Consider the following 17930-nt stretch of genomic DNA (forward strand, 5'->3'; position numbering starts at 1 on the left):
GGGGCTCACGCTACAGAAGTCGCCCAGCGGCAGGGACCCGACTCGTGAATCGCAAGCAAAGCGTAATCAAGCAACTACCTGCGGCGACTCCGCGCCCACTCCACCGTCGCCTTCAGGCCGGTGGTCAGCTCGGTGCGCGGCTGCCACCCGAGCCCCTCGAACGCCGGCAGCGGGTCGACGGCCATCGCGGGCAGGTCGCCGAGGCGAGCAGGCGCGAATCCGGGCCTGTCGGGCGCGCCCGCCGCGGCGGCGACGAGCGTGTGCAGATGGCGGTCGGTCGTCTGGATGCCGGTGCCGAGGTTGAAGCGCCTGCCGCCGCCGGCCGGGCCGCAGGCCATGACGAAGCCGTCGACGACGTCCTCGACGTAGACGTAGTCGCGGGTCTGGTCGCCGTCGCCGTACAGGAGGGTGGGCGCGCCCGACAGCAGCGCGTCGGTGAAGATGGCCACGACGCCCGCCTCGCCCTCGGGCGACTGGCGCGGGCCGTAGACGTTCGACAGCACGAGCGTGGTGTAGTCGATGCCGTGCAGCGCCTTGAAGGAGGCCAGGTAGGTCTCGGCGCTGAGTTTGCTCGCCGCGTACGGCGAGCGCGGGTCGGTGGCCGCGTCGCCGGGGACGGGGATGGTCTGCGGCCTGCCGTACACCGCGACGGAGGAGGCGAAGACGACCTTGCGCGTGCCGCCGCGGTGGGCGGCGGTGAGCACGCGGGCGGTGCCCTCGACGTTGACGCGCGCGTCGTGGACGGGGTCGGCCACGCTCGCGCGCACGCTGATCTGCGCCGCCAGGTGGCAGATGACCTCGGGCCGCCACGCGGCGGCCAGCTCGACCAGCGCGGGGTCCCTGACGTCGAGGACGTGCAGCGGCGCGCCCTCGCTCACGTTGTCGCGACGTCCCGAGGACAGGTCGTCGACGACCGTGACCTCGTGTCCCTGCTTCAGGAGGGCGTCGACGAGATGGGACCCGATGAAACCGGCGCCTCCGGTGACCAGCACGCGCATGCGCGCCATGCTAGTCGGCCAGCTCCGCGCGCACTCTGGCGATGCGGTCGAGAACCTTCGAGCGCAGGTCGTCGGGGACCGGATCACAACCGCAGTGCTTGGCGACCAGCGCCTTCACCGCCTTGTCGAGGTCGTACTCCTGCAGGCACGGGCTGCACTCGTCGAGGTGCACCGTGATGTCGAAGGTCTCGCCCTCGCCGAGCTCGCCGTCGAGGTAGGCGTAGACCTTCTCGAGTACCTCGCGACAGTCCTTGTCGTGCGGTTCGCCACAGCTCATTTGGATCCCTCCGCCGGGACCAGGCCACGCTCGCGTGCGTAGTCCTCGAGATGCGTCCGCAACTGCCTGCGGCCGCGGTGGAGCCTCGACATCACCGTGCCGATGGGAGTGCCCATGATGTCGGCGATCTCCTTGTACGGGAAGCCCTCGACGTCGGCCAGGTAGACCGCGATCCTGAACTCCTCGGGGAGCGCGGCGAGCGCTTCCTTGATGTCGCCGTCGGGCAGGTGCTCGAGCGCCTCGATCTCGGCCGACTTCAGCCCGCTCGAGGTGTGGGACTCGGCGCGCGCGAGCTGCCAGTCCTCGATCTCCTCGGTTCCCGACTGCTTCGGCTCCCGCTGCTTCTTGCGGTAGCTGTTGATGAAGGTGTTGGTCAGGATGCGGTAGAGCCAGGCCTTGAGGTTGGTGCCTTCCTGGAACTGGTGGAAGGACGCGAACGCCTTGGCGAAGGTCTCCTGGAGCAGGTCCTCCGCATCGGCCGGGTTGCGGGTCATCCGAAGCGCGGCGGAGTAGAGCTGGTCGAGGTACGGCATGACGTCACGCTCGAACCGCTCGCTGCGCTGCTCCAGAGTCTCCGTGCCTGTCGCGGGCACCGGACCCACCCCCCTAAGATCGCCGGTGGCCTGCTGTGGCGGAACACCGTACTTCAGGGAGGATACCCGCTCGTCAACGACCGGCAGGCCACCGGGGACGGGTTCGAGCAATGTGAGCATGTTCGTCTGCAACACGCCCGCGAGCGCGTCTGTTCCCACAAGATGGAGGTGACGAACGACCGGGTACGGGGAAAAACAAACGTACCTTTTCCGGAACACAGGAGACGCGTGTGCTGCCCATTCCGGCCGAGGAACTGAACGGCTCAGGCACGCTCGGGCCGTACTGGACGTTCTATCGTGCAGTCGTCGCCGAGCAGCTGAATCGCTGGCTTCCCGGTCGTCCCTCCACCATCCTCGATCTGTCCGGCGGTCGCGGCCGCTGGTCCGGCCATGCCGCGAAGGCGGGCCACAAGGTGATCGAGGTCGTCGACTTCCGCCGTGCCCTGGAGAGTCAGCAGCAGCTGCGCGATGCCGACCGGGTGCGGCAGGTCCGAGCCGACGATCTCGGCTTCCTGCCCGACGGCAGCGTCGACGCGGTCGTGGCCGAGGAGCGGGCGCTGTCCATCGAGCTGATGGCCGAGTCGGCGATGGAGGACGTGGTCCGCGTCCTGCGCCCGGGCGGGCGCGCCCTGGTGTGCGTCGACTCCCTGGTGCTCGGCATGGCGATACTGGCCGAGCAGAACTACTGGGCCCACCTGCGCCAGACCGGCGAGGTCATGCTGGTGCCGTGGCCCGACGGCAGCATCACCCGCTGTTTCAGCAGCGGCCAGCTGCGCGAGCTGCTCACGGGCGCGGGCCTCGAGGTCGAGTGGATAAGGCCGCGCACCGTGCTGTCCCCCTCCACCGTCGACCACGTGCTGGCCACCGACACGCGGGCGCTGGCCTGGCTGGTGCGCACGGAGCTCGACGCGCATCCCGACGACGACGACACCGTGGGCATCCACCTGGTGGCCAGCGCGTTCAAGAAGTGAGGGTCAGCGCCTTCTCTCCTGCTTCGCCTGGCACTGGACGCATCTGGCCGCCTCTGGACGGGCTTCCAGCCTGCCCTCGGGCACCGGCCTGCCGCAGTCGACGCAGTCGCCGTACGTGCCCTCCTCAAGGCGTTTGAGCGCGGCCACGATCGCGCTCCGATGCGTGGTCGCGACCGTCAGCATGGCCTGGGCACGGTCGGAGTCGGTCAGGTCGGAGCCGGCGTCGGCCGCGGAGCGGTCGGCCACGGGCACCGGGTCTCCGCGCAGCACGCCGATCGACCTGTCGAGCTCGGCGAGCATGCTCTCCAGTCGCTCACGAGCGGTCGTGTCGTCCACGGTCCGCACCTCCGGGTAAGCGGGGGCAGCCAAAAGCGGAACTCCCCGGAGGTTCCGCCCGGTGCGTTCGGGGGGTGGTGAATGCAGCGTGACTCCGAGTGAACGGATGGCATCGCTTTCCTCACCGGATGCCCACTTAGCGTGCTTCTTACACCGCCAGCCTAGAAAAGTGCGCTTTCTTCCTCTGGTTGTTGCGGCTCGATCAGGTGGGGGCCGTTGTTGCGGACGCTGTTGACGTCAGTGGAGACCGGATGGGCGACCAGCCGTCCCGCGTCGGCGGGAACCAGCAGTCTGGAGGCCTGCTCGGTGTCGGTGAGCTTCGGGTCGAGCCACTCGGCCCAGCGCTCCCTCTCGATCATCATCGGCATCCTGTCGTGGATGTGCCCGAGGTCGTCCTCGGCCTGCGTGGTGATCACCGTGCAGGTCACCAGCCACTTCAGCGGGTCGTCGTCGGCTCTGGTCTTGTCCTTCCAGAACTCGTACAGCCCGGCCATCGCGAGCACGCCGTCGTCCTCGGGGTGGATGTAGAAGGGCTGCTTCTTCTTCTTTTCGCCCTCGATCGGCATCCACTCGAAGTAGCCGTCGGCCGGCAGCAGGCACCTGCGGGAGGCGAACGCCCTCTTGAAGGCGGGCTTCTCCGCGACCGTCTCCAGCCTCGCGTTGATCATGCGGGAGCCGATGGACGGATCCTTCGCCCACACGGGAACCAGACCCCACCGCAGGACGCGCAGCTCCCTGACCGCTCGCTGAGCGTCCTTCGGCACCCTGCTCAACACCGCGTAGACCTGCTTGGTCGGCGCCACGTTGTAGTCGGGCTGCAGCTCCTCGTCAGGTGAGGCGTCCTGCTCGACCTGGAACTCCTCCAGGAGCTCGTGCTTCTTGCGCGCTGACGCGTATCTGCCGCACATGACTACACCCTGCCACGTCAGCGACCGTTTCGCCCACCACGCTGTATGGGCACGAAGGCATGGTCGAACGGCGGCTGGGCACGGCGGAACCGCGCGGCGCCGGGGCCGCCGTGGCTCGCCGTGGGGCGCCTCACGCGCCACGGCCGACGCGCCGGCTGCCAGTAGGCTTGGGCCATGCCCGCTCCGCTCTGGCCAGCTCCGACGGCGTCCGCTCCGGTCACCGCCACCGTCCCCCTGCCCGGCTCCAAGTCCGTGACCAACAGGGCGCTGCTGCTCGCCGCGCTCGCCGACGGCCCAGGCACGGTACGGCAGGCCCTGCGCAGCCGCGACGCCGACCTCATGGCCGCGGCCATGCGCGCGCTCGGCACCGGGCTCACGCCGTCGAACGAGAGCGCCTCGGGCGTCGACTGGCAGGTCACCCCCGGCCCCGTCCGCGGCGGCGCCCGCATCGACGTCGGCCTGGCCGGCACCGTGATGCGCTTCGTGCCGCCCATGGCGGCGCTGGCCGACGGCGAGGTCTTCTTCGACGGCGACCCCCACGCCCGTACGCGCCCCATGGGCCAGATCCTGGGCGCCCTGCGCGCGCTCGGCGCCGAGGTCGACAACGACGCCCTGCCGTTCACCATCAGGGGCCCGATCACCGGCGGCGAGGTGACGATCGACGCGTCGGCCTCCTCCCAGCTGATCTCGGGCCTGCTGCTGACCGCCGCCAGGTTCGAGAAGGGCGTCACGATCCGCCACGAGGGCGCGCCAGTGCCGTCGATGCCGCACATCGAGATGACCGTCCAGATGCTGCGCGCCGCCGGGGTGCGGGTCGACGACGGCGAGCCCGACGTGTGGCGCGTCGAGCCGGGCCCGATCGCCGCCATGGACCTGGTCGTCGAGCCCGACCTGTCCAACGCCGCGCCGTTCCTGTCGGCGGCGCTCATCACCGGCGGGACGGTCACCATCCCCGGCTGGCCGGCCCGCACGACCCAGCCGGGCGACGAGCTGCGCCCGCTGCTCACCGCGATGGGCGCCACCGTGACCATGACCGGCGAAGGGCTCACGGTCACGGGCACCGGCGAGATCGCGGGCATCGACGCCGACCTCCACGAGGTGGGCGAGCTCACTCCGACGATCGCCGCCCTCGCCGCGCTGGCCACCTCGCCGAGCACGCTGCGCGGCATCGCGCACCTGCGGGGCCACGAGACCGACAGGCTGGCCGCCCTCGTCACCGAGATCAACAGGCTGGGTGGCGACGCGGAGGAGACGGCCGACGGCCTCGTCGTCCGCCCGGCGAAACTCCACGGCGGCACCTTCCACAGCTACGCCGACCACCGCATGGCCACCGCGGGCGCCGTCATCGGCCTCGCCGTCCCCGGCGTCCAGGTGGAAGACATCGCCACGACGGGTAAGACTCTTCCGGAGTTCGCCCGGATGTGGGCGGAGATGCTGGGGAGTGAGCGGCCATGACCGGCTTCTCAGGGCAAGGAGCGGACCGCTGAGGAAGCGGGAGTACGACGAGGACGACGTCAGGGTCAGGCCGGGCAAGGGCTCCCGGCCGCGGACCAGGATCCGCCCTGCCCACGAGGACGCCGTCGAAGGTTTCGTGATCGCCGTCGACAGGGGCCGCTACACCTGCCTCGTCGAGACCGAGGGCCGCAGGAAGAAGGACCGCGAGCGCCGCACGGTCACCGCCATGAAGGCCCGCGAGCTGGGCCGCAAGGGCATCGTCGTCGGTGACAGGGTCGCGATCGTCGGCGACGTCTCCGGCACCGCCGACACCCTGGCCAGGGTGGTCAGGGTCGAACCCCGCACCTCGATGCTGCGGCGCAGCGCCGACGACACCGAGGACACCGACGGCATCGAGCGCCCGATCGTCGCCAACGCCGAGCAGCTCGTCATCGTCACGGCCTTGGCCGATCCGCCGCCGCGGCCCAGGATGATCGACAGGATTCTGGTCGCCGCCTTCGACGCCGAGATCGACCCGCTGCTGTGCCTGACCAAGTCCGACCTGGCACCGCCCGCCGAGCTGGTCTCGCTCTACGATCCGCTCGGCGTGCCCTATGTCGTCGTCCAGAAGGGCGGCGACCTCGAGGAGCTGCGCGACCGGCTGACCGGTCACGTCAGCGTGCTGGTGGGGCACTCGGGCGTCGGCAAGTCCACTCTGGTCAACGCGCTGGTCCCGGACGCCAACCGCGCCGTCTCCCACGTCAACGCGGTCACCGGACGCGGGCGCCACACCTCCACCTCGGCGGTCGCGCTGGAGCTGCCCGAGGGCGGCTGGATCATCGACACGCCCGGCGTGCGCAGCTTCGGTCTCGCCCACGTGTCCGTCGAGACCGTCCTCGCCGGTTTCCCCGACCTGGCGGAGGGCACGGTCAACTGCCCCAAGGGCTGCACCCACCTCGGCGAGGGCTGCGCGCTCGACGCGTGGGTCGCCGACGGGCACGCCGATCCGGCCAGGCTGGAGTCGCTCAGGCGGCTGCTGGCCAGCCGCGAGGGCGCCCCCGACACCGACGACTGACCCGCCGGCGCCACTGACAGCCCTGACGACCGGCCGCCGGTACGGCAGGCCGTGTCCGTGGCGGCGGCCCGGCGGGCGCTTCCGGGTGGCGGTCAGCGGTTGGGGCGCAGGGTCCAGGTGACGGTCAGCTCGGCGACCGGCGTGTTCTCGGCGTTGCGGATCTCGACCGCGACGTCGAACTCGGGCCGTTCGCCCGCGTCCAGCTGCGCGACGACCTCGGCGGGGGAGGCCAGTAGCCGCGCCTCGGCCACCACTTCGCCCATCGCGACCTTGCGGTAGCGGATCGTGGCGGTGGTCGGCAGCGGCACCGCACGCGAGAGCTGGTCGCTGAACGCCGACAGTGTCGCCGCGCCCGAGGCCGTCTCGGCGAGCGTGAACAGCGCGCCCGCGTGCGGGCCTCCGACGTGGTTGTGCAGGTCGGGACGGTCGGACAGCCGGCAGATCGCCATTCCTTCCTCGACCTTGTCGAAGGAGATGTCGAGGAAGCGGGTGAAAGGCACCGTCTGCAGCAGGAACTCGCCGAGATCGAAGGACATGCCGCAATGCTACTGGTGAGTAACTCTCAATTGGGATATGACCGCTCTGATAGAAGCGACCCAGGACGCGATAGCGTGGCTCATCGTGACGGGTTACAGCGACGATCTACGCCTCGCGCATGTCATGGCGGACGCCGCCGACGACCTGACCATGCGCCGGTTCAAGGCGGTCGACCTCAAGGTCGAGACCAAGCCCGACCTCACCCCTGTCAGCGACGCCGACAGGGCGGTGGAGGAGGCGATCAGGGGAACGCTGCGCAGGGCCAGACCCCGTGACGCGGTGGTCGGTGAGGAGTTCGGCAAGACCGGCTACGGCGCGCGCTCGTGGATCATCGACCCGATCGACGGCACCAAGAACTACGTGCGCGGCGTCCCCGTGTGGGCCACGCTGATCGCGCTCATGGACCACGCCGAGGTCGTGGTCGGCCTGGTGTCCGCGCCCGCGATCGGCCGCCGCTGGTGGGCGGCGCGCGACGGGGGCGCGTGGACCGGCAAGAGCCTGACCAAGGCCTCGCGCATGCGGGTCTCGTCCGTCGGCAAGCTGGAGGACGCGTCCTTCTCCTACTCCGACATCGAGGAATGGGAGAAGGCCGGACGCCTCGAACCGTTCCTCGACCTGGGCCGCGGGTGCTGGCGGACCAGGGCCTACGGCGACTTCTGGTCGCACATGATGGTCGCCGAGGGCTCGGTGGACCTGTCGGCCGAGCCCGACCTGTCCCCCTGGGACATCGCCGCGCTGACGGTGATCGTCGAGGAGGCCGGTGGCAGGTGGACCGGCCTCGACGGAGGCAAGGGCCTGGAGTCCGGCGGGCTGGTCTGCACCAACGGCGTGCTCCACGACGAGGTGCTCAGCCGCCTGAGCGCCCGCTAGGAGTCTGCTGAACAAGGGGTGATGTGTGCCGGGAAGAGCGCCGACAAGGCCGTCTGCGCGGCGAGGTTCAAACCCGTGCGAGCCGACTACACGCTCGCTCTTCCCGCTGGCTCCAGCGTGATGGCTGCTGGTAGGGGCGCGCGAAAGGACGTGGGGCGTGGCCGGACCCTCAGACCAGGATCCAGGTCCCATCGGCGCGGGTGAGGCCGAGGTTGAGTAGCCGACGGAGATTGAGACCGGCCAGACGTAGGTGAAGCCAAAGATCGTTAGTGGTGACGCCGCGGTAGCGGAGTTTGCGGTAGCGGCCCTGCGGCCCGATCAGCCAGGCGATGGACCGTTCGACCATCGGCCGGTGCTGCCGGTAGATCGCTCGTAGGTCAGGATCTGCGGCCCAGTCCGCCCGGGCCTGGCGCAGCACGGCGTCCTGTGGATGAAGACGGACAGTGCGGCCCTGCTTGTTGCTGGTGCAACGCGTCCGCAGCGGACAGGCATGACAGGCGACGCCGAACACGACGTTACGCGCTTTGGTGATCTTCTTGGTGGTGCCGTTAGGGCAGGTCAGGACTCCGTCGGCTTCGTTGACGGTGAAGTCATCAACGGTGAATCCGCCTGGGACGGCCGGGCGCAGCGGCCCGGGCTTGATGACCGGGGTGTGACCGGCTTCGGCCAGGGCGGCGCGGGCGTCACCGGTCCCGTATGCCGAATCGCCCAGCACCTGTAACGACTCCGCCTCACCACTGCGGTCTTCGGCCTCGATCAACTCCACGCCGACAACGGCCTCATGGTTGTCGGGCCCGCATGCCTGGGTGAGCTTGCCGCCGGTGAACAGGCCCGTGTCGGGTTCGACCGCGACGTGGGCCTTGTAGCCATCCTGGCGGTGGTGGACGGTCTTGTGGACGTGCCGGGCCTGCGGATCCACAACGGACACCACCCGGTCTTCGGCGACCTTCCGGGCGATCTTCCACCTGCCGTCGCTGCCATCAGAGTCGTCGGCGGGCTCGACGTCCTGCCCGGCGATCAGAGCGAGCAACGCCACCGCCTGGGCCGCCTTGTCATCCAGCGTCCCCTGCGCGGCGGCCCGCCCAAACGCGGCCACCACGGTGAGGGCATCTTCTACCAGGCCCGACACCAGCGCCTGCTTGGCGTCCCGGTCGTCCCAGGCGATGTCCGGCTTACCCGGGTCGCCGTAGTCATGCGCCCGGCATTGCCGCGCGACCACCTCGGCCGCACCCGGTACCTCCCGCACCGTTCGGCGGATCGCGGCGATCAATTGGGTGACGGTGTCTTGGGTGGCAACCGCGTCCTCCAGCACCGCCGAGTCCAACGCCCGCCGCGTCTTGCCCTTCAACACCCCGGTCTGCGCGACTACCTCGGCAACCGCCTCGAACACCCGGTTCGGCCGATCCGAGGCAGCCAACCGCCGCCGCCAGTAGGTGAGCACCGACGGATCGAACCCCTCGTCGGTCAACGCCAGCCCGCAGGCGGCCTTCCACCGCAGATCACATCGCAGCGCCTCCACCGCCTGACGATCCGACAAATCCTGCAGGTTCTGCAGCACCAACACCGAAGCGATCAGCTCACCCGGCAACGACGGCCGGCCCTTCGACGAGGTGAACAGATCCGCGAACAACGAGTCCGGGAACACCGTCCGCCGATGTTCGGCCAGGAAAGCGAACACGCTCCCAGCCGGGATCAGATGCCCCACCAACGCCGCCGCGTCCAGTAACTCACGATCGATCCGGCTCTCACCCTGCACACCAAGATTCTCCCAGCCGCCCTACCGCCCGACAGGGGAACCCGGATTGTTCAGCAGACTCCTAGAGCGCCAGGACCCTGGAGACCGCGCCCATGAGCGCGTCCCTGTAGGCCGCGCCGTACAGGCAGACGTGGACGAGCAGCGGGTGGAGCTGGTGCAGCGGCACCCTGTCGCGCCACCCCTCCGCCAGCGGCGCCTCCTCCCTGTACGCGCCCAGGATCGTGTCCAGGTACGGCGCGCCGAACAGCGCCAGCATCGCCAGGTCGGTCTCGCGGTGGCCGCCGTGCGCGGCGGGGTCGACGAGCAGCGCGCGGCCTTCCGACCAGAGCACGTTCCCGCTCCACAGGTCGCCGTGGATCCGGGACGGCGGCTCCGCGGGCCCCGCGACCTCGGCGAACCTGGCGACCGCCCGCTCGATCATCCTCGCGTCGGCGGACGACAACCGCGCCCGCCTGACGAACGGCATGACCCGGTCGGCCGCGTAGAAGGCGGGCCAGTCGGCGGCGGGCTCGTTGGGCATCGGCAGCTCGGCGATGAATCCCGGCCATGGGGCGCCGAAGGCGTCCGCGCCGCGCAGGTGCGTCCGCGCGAGCTCGCGCCCGAAGCGCTCGGCGGCGGCACGGGTGGGCGGCTCGGTAGCGATCCACTCGAGGACCAGTTCCCCGTCGCCCGACGACACCACGGTGGCCGCGATGGGGCCCAGCCAGCGCAGTCCCGCCGCCTCGGAGGTGAACAAAGGGGAAACGGCTCCGTACTTGCCGAACACCGGCCTGCCGTCCATCGTCCCCTTGCGCAGCCGCCACGCGTGTGAAGAGCCGAGATCCTCAGTCCAGACGATCGGCAAGGTAGCTCGCCAGCCCTTCGGCGGCCGCCTTCACCTGGCCGAGCACGATCTCGAAGCCGTCGCGGCCGCCGTAGTAGGGGTCGGGAACCTCCGCCCCCTCGGGCGCCTCCGGATCGAACGAGCGGAACAGGCGGAGGTCGGTGCCTGCGGGAACGACGCGGCGCAGCGCTCTCAGGTTCTCCCTGTCCATGGCAAGAACCAGGTCGTAGCGGTCGAAGTCGAACTGCCTGGCACGGTGCGGCGAGCCGTCGTAGCCGTGCTGGGAGAGCACCTCGGCGGCGCGCTCGTCCATGGGGCTGCCGACGTGCCAGCCGCCGGTTCCCGCGCTGTCCAACGCCACCTTGCCGGCCAGCCCGTGCTCGTCGAGCGTGCGCCTGACCACCGCCTCCGCCATCGGAGAACGGCAGATGTTGCCCATACACACCAGAGATACGCGATAGGTCATGCATCCCATCATGATGCTGACCAGGCTCGTTCACCGAACGTTCACCCCGATTCGGGGGTCGAGTCACCTTGGGTGCCTAACGTCTGAGTCGACTAAGGACCAAGTGGGAGGAAACCCAACCGTGAAGTATGCAGGCCGGCTCGCCGCCGTCGCCGTCGTCGGCGCGCTCTCGCTCGCTGCGTGCGGCACCGACAACAACACTGGTGCCCCCGCCGGCACCACGTCCGCGTCCGCCGCCGCCCCGGGCAACGACAACGCCCTCAGCGGCACGATCAACGCGGCTGGGTCCTCGGCTCAGGCCAACGCGATCGACCAGTGGAAGAAGGACTTCCAGGCGAAGAACCCGAGTGTCAACCTGAACTACCAGCCCAGCGGCTCCGGCGCTGGTGTCCAGGCGTTCATCCAGGGCACGATCTCCTTCGCCGGCTCCGACTCCGCGCTGAAGGACGACAAGGGCGAGCCCGCCCAGGCCGACGCCCGCTGCAAGACCGGCAAGGCCATCAACCTGCCGATGGTCACCGGCCCCGTCGCCGTGGTCTACAACCTCCCCGGTGTCGACGGTCTGCAGCTGTCGCCGAAGACGATCGCCGGCATCTTCAACAGCACGATCACCAAGTGGGACGACGCGGCGATCAAGGCCGACAACCCCGACGCGAAGCTGCCCTCCACGCCGATCCAGGCTTTCCACCGCTCGGACGAGTCCGGCACCAGCGACAACTTCACCAAGTTCCTCAAGGCCACGGCCGAGTGGCCGTACGAGCCCGCCAAGGCGTGGCCGGCCGAGGCCAAGGGTCAGGGCGCCAAGGGCTCCGACCAGGTCGCCGCTTCCGTGAAGGGCGCCGAGGGCGCCATCGGCTACGTCGAGCTCTCCTACGCCGAGAACTCTCAGCTGCAGAAGGCCAAGGTCGCCAACGGTGCGGGCGAGTTCGTCGAGCTGACCTCCGACAGCGCGGCCAAGACGGTCGAGGCCGCCGAGATCAAGGGCACCGGCAACGACCTCAAGCTGAGCATCGACTACGCCACCAAGGCCGCGGGCGCCTACCCGATCGTCCTGGTGACCTACGAGATCACCTGCGAGAAGGGCCTGCCGGCCGACCAGGTTCCGCTGGTCAAGTCCTTCCTCGGCTACACCGCCAGCGACGAGGGCCAGGCCTCCCTGAAGGACCTCGGCTACGCCCCGCTCCCCGCGGCGCTGCTCACCAAGGTTCGCTCGGCGGTCGAGGCGATCTCCTAACTCATGTCGACCCCCGTTCGCACCCGAGGAGGCGGACCGGCCATCGGCCGGGCCGCCTCCCGGCGCACCCATGGTGAGGGACCCTTCCGCTACGCCTCCACCGGTGCTGGCATCGTCCTGCTCGGGATCATGGCGGCCATCGCCGTCTTCCTGATCAGCGAGGCGATTCCCGCGTTGCAGGCGAACAAGGGCAACTTCTTCACCGACCTCGTCTGGGAGCCCAACGGCAGCCAGGTCTTCGGCATCGCCGCCCTGGCGTTCGGGACCGTGCTCAGCTCGGCCCTCGCCCTGGTCATCGCGACCCCGATCGCGGTCGGCGTCGCGCTGTTCATCTCCCACTACGCGCCCCGCCGCCTCGCGGGGCCCCTCGGCTACCTCGTCGACCTGCTCGCCGCGGTGCCCAGCGTCATCTACGGCCTGTGGGGCCTGGTCTTCCTCGTCCCCCTCCTCAAGACGCCGTCCGAGTGGCTCAACGCCAACCTCGGATGGTTTCCGCTGTTCTCGGGTGAAGGCGTCATCGGCGGCAAGACCATGCTGGCGGGCGGCATCGTCCTGGCGATCATGATCCTGCCGATCATCGCGGCGATCTCCCGCGAGGTCTTCCTTCAGGCGCCCAAGATGCACGAGGAGGCGGCGCTCGCGCTCGGCGCGACCCGCTGGGAGATGATCAAGATGGCGGTGCTGCCGTTCGGCCGCCCCGGCGTCATCAGCGCGGCGATGCTCGGACTCGGCAGGGCCATGGGCGAGACCATCGCGGTCGCGCTCATCTTCCCCGCCACCTTCGACATCAGCTTCGAGATCCTCACTCCCCACGCCAACAGCATCGCGGCCAACATCGCGAACGGCTTCGGCGAGGCGACCCCCGTCGGCCGTGGCGCGCTCATCGCCTCCGGCCTGGTGCTGTTCGTCATCACCCTGCTGGTCAACATGGGCGCCCGCGTGGTGATCGCCCGTCGCAAGGAATACTCGGGGGCCGCGGCATGAGCATCATCCAGCATGTCTCGACCGGGCGGCGGGTCAAGGACCGCATCGTCCAGTGCCTGGTCTACCTGGCCTTCGCGCTGGCCGTGGTGCCGCTCATCTCCGTCCTGTGGCTGGTCATCCAGAACGGCATGGCCCGCCTCGACCTGGAGTTCCTGACCCACTCGATGCGCGGGATCGGCGCCCGCGACGCGGGAGGCGGCGCCTACCACGCCATCATCGGCACCCTCGAACAGGTCCTGCTCGCCTCGGCCATCGCGGTGCCCATCGGCGTGCTCACCGCCATCTACCTGGTGGAGTACAGCAACGGCGGCCGGCTCGGCCGTACGATCAGCTTCTTCGTGGACGTCATGACCGGCGTCCCCTCGATCGTTTCCGGTCTGTTCATCTTCGCCTTCTGGATCCTCTTCCTCGGCATCCCGTTCTCCGGGTTCGCCGGGGCGCTCGCGCTGTCGATCCTGATGATGCCGACCGTGGTCCGCTCGGCCGAGGAAATGCTCAAGCTGGTCCCGAACGACCTGCGCGAAGCCGCCTACGCCCTGGGTGTCCCCAAGTGGCGGACGATCCTGAAGGTCGTGCTGCCGACCGCGTTCACCGGCATCATCACCGGCGTCATGCTGGCCATCGCCCGTGTCGCGGGCGAGACCGCGCCGCTGCTGCTGACGGTGTTCTTCACCGACTCCATCAACAACGATCCGTTCAACGGGCCGCAGATGGGGCTCCCCCTCTACGTCTTCGACCAGGCGGCGCGCCCCAACGACACCGCCATCGACCGGGCATGGGCCGGAGCCCTCACGCTCATCCTGATCGTCATGCTGCTGAACCTGGTCGCGCGCCTCATCGCCTGGTGGCGCTCGCCTGCCAGGGCCCGATAGGAGGTATCCGCACCCATGTCCAAGCAGATCCAGGTCTCGGGCCTCGACGCGTACTACGGATCGCACAAGGCCATCGAGGACGTCTCGATGACCATCGAGCCACGTTCGGTCACCGCGTTCATCGGTCCGTCGGGCTGCGGAAAGTCCACCTTCCTCCGCACCCTCAACCGCATGCACGAGGTCATCCCCGGCGCCCGCGTCGACGGCAAGGTACTGCTCGACGGCGAGGACCTCTACGGTCCCGACATCGAGCCCGTCTCGGTACGCCGCTCGATCGGCATGGTCTTCCAGCGACCCAACCCGTTCCCCACGATGTCGATCTACGAGAACGTGGCCGCGGGCCTCAAGCTGAACGGCCGCGTGTCCAAGTCGGAGTCCGACGGCGTCGTCGAGGAGTCGCTCAAGGGCGCCAACCTCTGGAACGAGGTCAAGGACCGCCTCAACAAGCCGGGAGCAGGCCTGTCCGGCGGTCAGCAGCAGCGGCTCTGCATCGCCCGCGCGATCGCGGTCAAGCCGCAGGTGCTCCTCATGGACGAGCCCTGCTCGGCGCTCGACCCGATCTCCACGCTGGCGATCGAGGACCTCATGACCAAGCTGAAGGACGAGTACACGATCGTCATCGTCACCCACAACATGCAGCAGGCGGCCCGGGTGAGCGACCGCACGGCGTTCTTCAACCTCGCCGCCCAGGGGCAGCCCGGCAAGGTGGTCGAGATGGACGACACCTCCCGGATGTTCACCAATCCATCCGAGAAGGCCACCGAGGACTACATCACGGGGCGTTTCGGCTAATGGTGGTCGCGGCGAACGGGGACGCCCCGACAGTACCCACCCTGCTGGTGGCCGACCCCGACGAGGAGGTCATCCACGAGCTGGCGGCAGCGCTGGAGCGGGAAGGCGTCGTGGTCACCGGCGTGACCGACGGCGCCCAGGCGTTGCTGCAGGCCGGCGCGCTCCAGCCCGACGTCGTGCTCGTCGGTGCCACGCTGCCGACCATCGGCGCGGTGGAGTTCGTGCGTGCCGTACGGCTCTCGCGCTCCGTGCCGGTACTGCTCGGCGTCGGAGAGGGGCATGCTGAGCAGGCGCTCCAGGCGCTGGCCGCGGGCGCTTCGGCGTGCGTGGCCAGGCCCTACCGGGTGTTGGAGCTGCTGCCGTTCATCCAGGCGGCCTCTCACGGCGGCGCCGAAACCCGCAAGGTGCTGACGGTCGGCGGCGTCGAGCTCGACGTCAACGCCTACCAGGTGCGGGTCGGCGGCAGGGCCGTGCATCTGCCGCTGCGCGAGTTCGAGCTGCTGCACTATCTGATGCGCAACGCCGATCGGACGGTCACGCGTGAGCAGATCATGAAGCACGTGTGGAACTCCGCCGACGGCACCTCGACCAACACCATCGCCGTCCACGTCAAACGGCTGCGAGCACGGCTCGGTGACGACGACGACCAGCTGATCCAGACCGTGCGCGGTGTGGGCTACCGGCTGATCACGCCGTCCCAGGTCCATTGAAGGGCCGTCCTCGGCTGCCATCGGTGAGGGCCCGCCGTTCGGTGGCGCTCCGGCCCGCGTACCTGAGCGCCACCCTCTTCCCTGCGGCTCAGCGGAGGGCGGCGATGGACTCGTCGTCGCACGTCTCCCAGAAGGCGCCCACGACGTCCTCCAGGTGCTCCATCGACTCCGCCCGGAACAACACGTCCTGATATTTCGTGATGTCGTACTGGGTGTGGCCCATCACCTTCAGGTCGAGCGGCCTGATGTCCATGCCCCTGAACTCTTCGACCTCACCGTACGACGACAGGATCCCCGCCCCGTACGCGCGCAGCTCACCGCTCTCGGCCATGACGCCGAACTCCATGGTGAACCAGAAGACCTTCGAGACGAACTCCAGCGCCTCCTCGCTCTCCACGCGCCGCGCGGCGGCTCCCGCCAGCCGGTAGAGCGCCGCGAACCGGTCGTTGGCCAGCGCGTTGGCGTGGCCGATCACCTCGTGGATGACGTCCGGCTCCGGGGTGTAGAACGGCACGGAATGGTGGCGGATGTACTGCGTCGAGTGGAAGTACCCGTCGGCCAGCACCCCGTAGAAGTCCCGCAGCGGCACCAGACCGGCCGCGGGCAGGTACCTGAACCCGGTCAGCGGCTCCAGCAGCTCACTGACCTCCTGGAGCTGCGGGATCCGCTCGGACGGCAGGCCCAGCCTGGCCGCCCCGTCCAGGTACTCGGCGACGGCGTACTTTCTGTGCTTGATCGCCAGCTCGCCCGCGACCAGTGCCCAGATCTCGTGCTCCTGCTCGGTGTACTCCGCCGCGGGGATGGGTTCGCCCAGCCGGTAGTTGACCGCCAGAGCCGCGATCGCGTTACGTCTGGCCCGGTAGACCTGGTCGGCGAACCCGGGGTGCGACGCCGCCAACTCGACCACCACCGACCCGTCGCCCTGCTCGGCGACGGGCGCGAAGTACTGCGCTTCCTCGAACATGCCTGAATGACAGCAATTCCGGCATTCGTTGGCAAGAGCGACCAGTTTCCCTGGTCGATTCGCGCACTTTCGCCCTGCCATACTGGCCCTATACTGCGCGAATCGCACAGATCGTCTGGAGGGTCATGGACGAGCTCGACTCCCGCCTCCTCGTGACCATGCGCGCCCATCCGCGCGTCGGGCTGACCGAGTTGGCCCGCCTGCTCGGCGTGGCCAGAGGCACCGTCCAGGCCCGCGTCGAGAAGCTGACCGCGCGCGGGGTGATCCTCGACTTCGGTCCGACGGTCTCCGCGGCGGGCGCCGGCTACCCGATCCTCGCGTTCGTCTCCCTCCAGATCGCCCAGGGCCGGCTCGCCGAGGCCGTCCAGGCGCTGCGTGGGGTGCCACAGATCCTCGAGGTGCACGGCACCAGCGGCCAGCACGATCTGCTGTGCCGCGTCGTCGCGCGCGACACCGACCATCTGCAGGAGGTCATCGCGCACATCCTCGCCTCGCCCGGCGTCCAGCGCACCGACACGACGATCGCACTCTCGACGCAGATCCCCTACCGCATCGAGCCGCTGCTCACGCAGCGCGGATCGCCGCCTCCCACGACCTGAGGAAGTCGTCGTACCCCGCGGCGAACTCCTCCAGCGCCCGCCGTCCCTCCTCGCTGAGCGCCGTCATCTCATACGTCACCTGAACGGCGCTGCCGCCCCCTTCAGCGGCCTCCACGGCCACGGTGACGGTCCCGGCCCTGCTTCCCGGCGTGACACGGGCGTACCCCATCAGGTGGCGCCCTCCGCTCGCGTGGCCGCTCTCGCGGCGGATCACCACCCAGGTCGTGTCCTCCCCCCCGTGGGCGTCGGTCTGGAAGACCGTGCCGGGCTCGGTGTCGTCGTCGGCCTGGTGCGGGAACCGGGGCCGCCACCCCTCGACCCACCGCTCCTCACCACGCGGCGTGAACAGTTTCACGGCCTCCGCCGGCGGTAGCGCCACGGAAAGGCGCCCAATGAGCCGGTACTGCGGCCCGCTCATCGCTCCACCAGCTTGTGCGCGTCGGCGGAGGTGAGGTTCAGCCCGTAGACGGACTTGAGCTGCTCGATCTTGGCGAGGGTCTCCTGAGTGAAGGGCGCCTTGCCGTCGAAGGCGTGCAGCGCGATGCCTTCGACGAGGTCGCCGAGCGAGATGTCGAGGTACTCGGCCAGCCCCTTGAGCACCTTGAGCACGTTCCGCTCCACCCGCAACCCGGTCTGAACTCGATCAACTGTTACCATCTTACCAAGGTAACACATTGGGCACAGAAAAGCCGAAGGGCCCTGCCAGAGTTTCCTCTGACAAGACCCTTCGA

At 69.3% G+C, this 17930-nt stretch carries 22 protein-coding genes; 10 read left to right on the forward strand and 12 right to left on the reverse strand.

From position 1 onward, the window contains the following. Window positions 1-74: 74 nt before the first annotated feature. Genes AC3EO4_RS42285 through AC3EO4_RS42295 form a run of 3 tightly spaced genes read right to left on the reverse strand, consistent with a single transcriptional unit; the run spans window position 75 to window position 1877 of the window. Window positions 75-998: an NAD-dependent epimerase/dehydratase family protein gene (locus tag AC3EO4_RS42285; protein WP_431901253.1), complete on the reverse strand. Its 924-nt coding sequence runs from the start codon at window positions 996-998 to the stop codon at window positions 75-77. Between the two features lie 10 nt (window positions 999-1008). After that, window positions 1009-1275, reverse strand: coding sequence for a mycothiol system anti-sigma-R factor (gene rsrA, locus AC3EO4_RS42290; protein ID WP_379576302.1), 267 nt, complete (start codon window positions 1273-1275; stop codon window positions 1009-1011). Further along, on the reverse strand, window positions 1272-1877 hold the full coding sequence (locus AC3EO4_RS42295) for a sigma-70 family RNA polymerase sigma factor (protein WP_358135132.1): 606 nt from the start codon (window positions 1875-1877) through the stop codon (window positions 1272-1274). Before AC3EO4_RS42295 ends, rsrA begins: the two co-directional genes overlap by 4 nt. 221 nt (window positions 1878-2098) lie before the next feature. Here AC3EO4_RS42295 and AC3EO4_RS42300 point away from each other — a divergent pair, with 221 nt between their 5' ends. Next, window positions 2099-2839: a class I SAM-dependent methyltransferase gene (locus AC3EO4_RS42300; protein ID WP_379576303.1), complete on the forward strand. Its 741-nt coding sequence runs from the start codon at window positions 2099-2101 to the stop codon at window positions 2837-2839. Between the two features lie 3 nt (window positions 2840-2842). On the opposite strand, the gene AC3EO4_RS42305 is transcribed toward AC3EO4_RS42300, so the two are convergent. Further along, on the reverse strand, window positions 2843-3175 hold the full coding sequence (locus tag AC3EO4_RS42305) for a TraR/DksA family transcriptional regulator (protein ID WP_379576304.1): 333 nt from the start codon (window positions 3173-3175) through the stop codon (window positions 2843-2845). A 161-nt stretch (window positions 3176-3336) separates the two neighbouring features. Beyond that, window positions 3337-4083: an SOS response-associated peptidase gene (locus AC3EO4_RS42310; protein ID WP_379576305.1), complete on the reverse strand. Its 747-nt coding sequence runs from the start codon at window positions 4081-4083 to the stop codon at window positions 3337-3339. A 174-nt stretch (window positions 4084-4257) separates the two neighbouring features. Here AC3EO4_RS42310 and aroA point away from each other — a divergent pair, with 174 nt between their 5' ends. Both aroA and rsgA read left to right on the forward strand, forming a co-directional pair. After that, window positions 4258-5538: a 3-phosphoshikimate 1-carboxyvinyltransferase gene (aroA, locus tag AC3EO4_RS42315; protein WP_431901258.1), complete on the forward strand. Its 1281-nt coding sequence runs from the start codon at window positions 4258-4260 to the stop codon at window positions 5536-5538. A gap of 28 nt (window positions 5539-5566) precedes the next feature. Continuing rightward, window positions 5567-6592, forward strand: a complete 1026-nt coding sequence (gene rsgA, locus AC3EO4_RS42320; RefSeq protein ID WP_431901281.1) for a ribosome small subunit-dependent GTPase A — start codon at window positions 5567-5569, stop codon at window positions 6590-6592. A gap of 92 nt (window positions 6593-6684) precedes the next feature. On the opposite strand, the gene AC3EO4_RS42325 is transcribed toward rsgA, so the two are convergent. Continuing rightward, complete coding sequence (locus tag AC3EO4_RS42325) at window positions 6685-7128, reverse strand: DUF4442 domain-containing protein (protein WP_379576307.1); 444 nt, start codon at window positions 7126-7128, stop codon at window positions 6685-6687. A gap of 37 nt (window positions 7129-7165) precedes the next feature. On the opposite strand from AC3EO4_RS42325, the gene hisN reads away from it, so the two are divergent. Continuing rightward, entirely contained in the window at window positions 7166-7999 is an 834-nt protein-coding gene (hisN, locus tag AC3EO4_RS42330) for a histidinol-phosphatase (protein ID WP_379576308.1), read from the forward strand. A 169-nt stretch (window positions 8000-8168) separates the two neighbouring features. Here the strand turns inward: hisN and AC3EO4_RS42335 are convergent, their stop codons facing one another. The 3 genes from AC3EO4_RS42335 to AC3EO4_RS42345 form a co-directional block, all read right to left on the reverse strand. Further along, complete coding sequence (locus tag AC3EO4_RS42335) at window positions 8169-9755, reverse strand: IS1182 family transposase (protein WP_431901261.1); 1587 nt, start codon at window positions 9753-9755, stop codon at window positions 8169-8171. A 61-nt stretch (window positions 9756-9816) separates the two neighbouring features. Next, a complete protein-coding gene (locus AC3EO4_RS42340; protein ID WP_431901263.1) occupies window positions 9817-10599 on the reverse strand; it encodes a fructosamine kinase family protein in 783 nt (260 codons plus the stop codon). After that, window positions 10580-11044 (reverse strand): low molecular weight protein-tyrosine-phosphatase, encoded by a 465-nt coding sequence (locus AC3EO4_RS42345; protein ID WP_379576311.1) that lies wholly within the window; start codon window positions 11042-11044, stop codon window positions 10580-10582. The genes AC3EO4_RS42340 and AC3EO4_RS42345 overlap by 20 nt, the downstream gene beginning before the upstream one ends. Window positions 11045-11165: 121 nt before the next feature. Here AC3EO4_RS42345 and pstS point away from each other — a divergent pair, with 121 nt between their 5' ends. From pstS to AC3EO4_RS42370, 5 genes are read left to right on the forward strand one after another with little or no spacing between them, the layout of a single operon-like run. After that, complete coding sequence (gene pstS / locus AC3EO4_RS42350; RefSeq protein ID WP_379576312.1) at window positions 11166-12278, forward strand: phosphate ABC transporter substrate-binding protein PstS; 1113 nt, start codon at window positions 11166-11168, stop codon at window positions 12276-12278. 3 nt (window positions 12279-12281) lie between these two features. After that, window positions 12282-13262 (forward strand): phosphate ABC transporter permease subunit PstC, encoded by a 981-nt coding sequence (gene pstC, locus AC3EO4_RS42355; RefSeq protein WP_379576313.1) that lies wholly within the window; start codon window positions 12282-12284, stop codon window positions 13260-13262. After that, entirely contained in the window at window positions 13259-14134 is an 876-nt protein-coding gene (pstA, locus tag AC3EO4_RS42360) for a phosphate ABC transporter permease PstA (RefSeq protein ID WP_379576314.1), read from the forward strand. The genes pstC and pstA overlap by 4 nt, the downstream gene beginning before the upstream one ends. Window positions 14135-14149: 15 nt before the next feature. Further along, window positions 14150-14926 carry a phosphate ABC transporter ATP-binding protein PstB gene (gene pstB, locus AC3EO4_RS42365; protein WP_431901267.1) on the forward strand — a complete coding sequence of 259 codons (777 nt, stop codon included), beginning with the start codon at window positions 14150-14152 and terminating at the stop codon, window positions 14924-14926. Beyond that, a complete protein-coding gene (locus AC3EO4_RS42370) occupies window positions 14926-15636 on the forward strand; it encodes a response regulator transcription factor (RefSeq protein ID WP_379576316.1) in 711 nt (236 codons plus the stop codon). Before pstB ends, AC3EO4_RS42370 begins: the two co-directional genes overlap by 1 nt. An 88-nt stretch (window positions 15637-15724) precedes the next feature. On the opposite strand, the gene AC3EO4_RS42375 is transcribed toward AC3EO4_RS42370, so the two are convergent. Next, on the reverse strand, window positions 15725-16600 hold the full coding sequence (locus AC3EO4_RS42375; protein ID WP_379576317.1) for a phenylalanine 4-monooxygenase: 876 nt from the start codon (window positions 16598-16600) through the stop codon (window positions 15725-15727). 125 nt (window positions 16601-16725) lie between these two features. Here AC3EO4_RS42375 and AC3EO4_RS42380 point away from each other — a divergent pair, with 125 nt between their 5' ends. Further along, a complete protein-coding gene (locus tag AC3EO4_RS42380; RefSeq protein WP_379576318.1) occupies window positions 16726-17199 on the forward strand; it encodes an Lrp/AsnC family transcriptional regulator in 474 nt (157 codons plus the stop codon). Here the strand turns inward: AC3EO4_RS42380 and AC3EO4_RS42385 are convergent. Together AC3EO4_RS42385 and AC3EO4_RS42390 are read right to left on the reverse strand one after the other, a co-directional pair. Further along, a complete protein-coding gene (locus AC3EO4_RS42385; protein WP_431901272.1) occupies window positions 17165-17554 on the reverse strand; it encodes a hypothetical protein in 390 nt (129 codons plus the stop codon). The two genes, AC3EO4_RS42380 and AC3EO4_RS42385, sit on opposite strands and share 35 nt — an antisense overlap. Before the next feature lie 59 nt (window positions 17555-17613). Next, complete coding sequence (locus tag AC3EO4_RS42390) at window positions 17614-17856, reverse strand: hypothetical protein (RefSeq protein ID WP_379576320.1); 243 nt, start codon at window positions 17854-17856, stop codon at window positions 17614-17616. Between the last annotated feature and the right edge of the window lie 74 nt (window positions 17857-17930).

The organism is Nonomuraea sp. bgisy101, assembly GCF_057708945.1.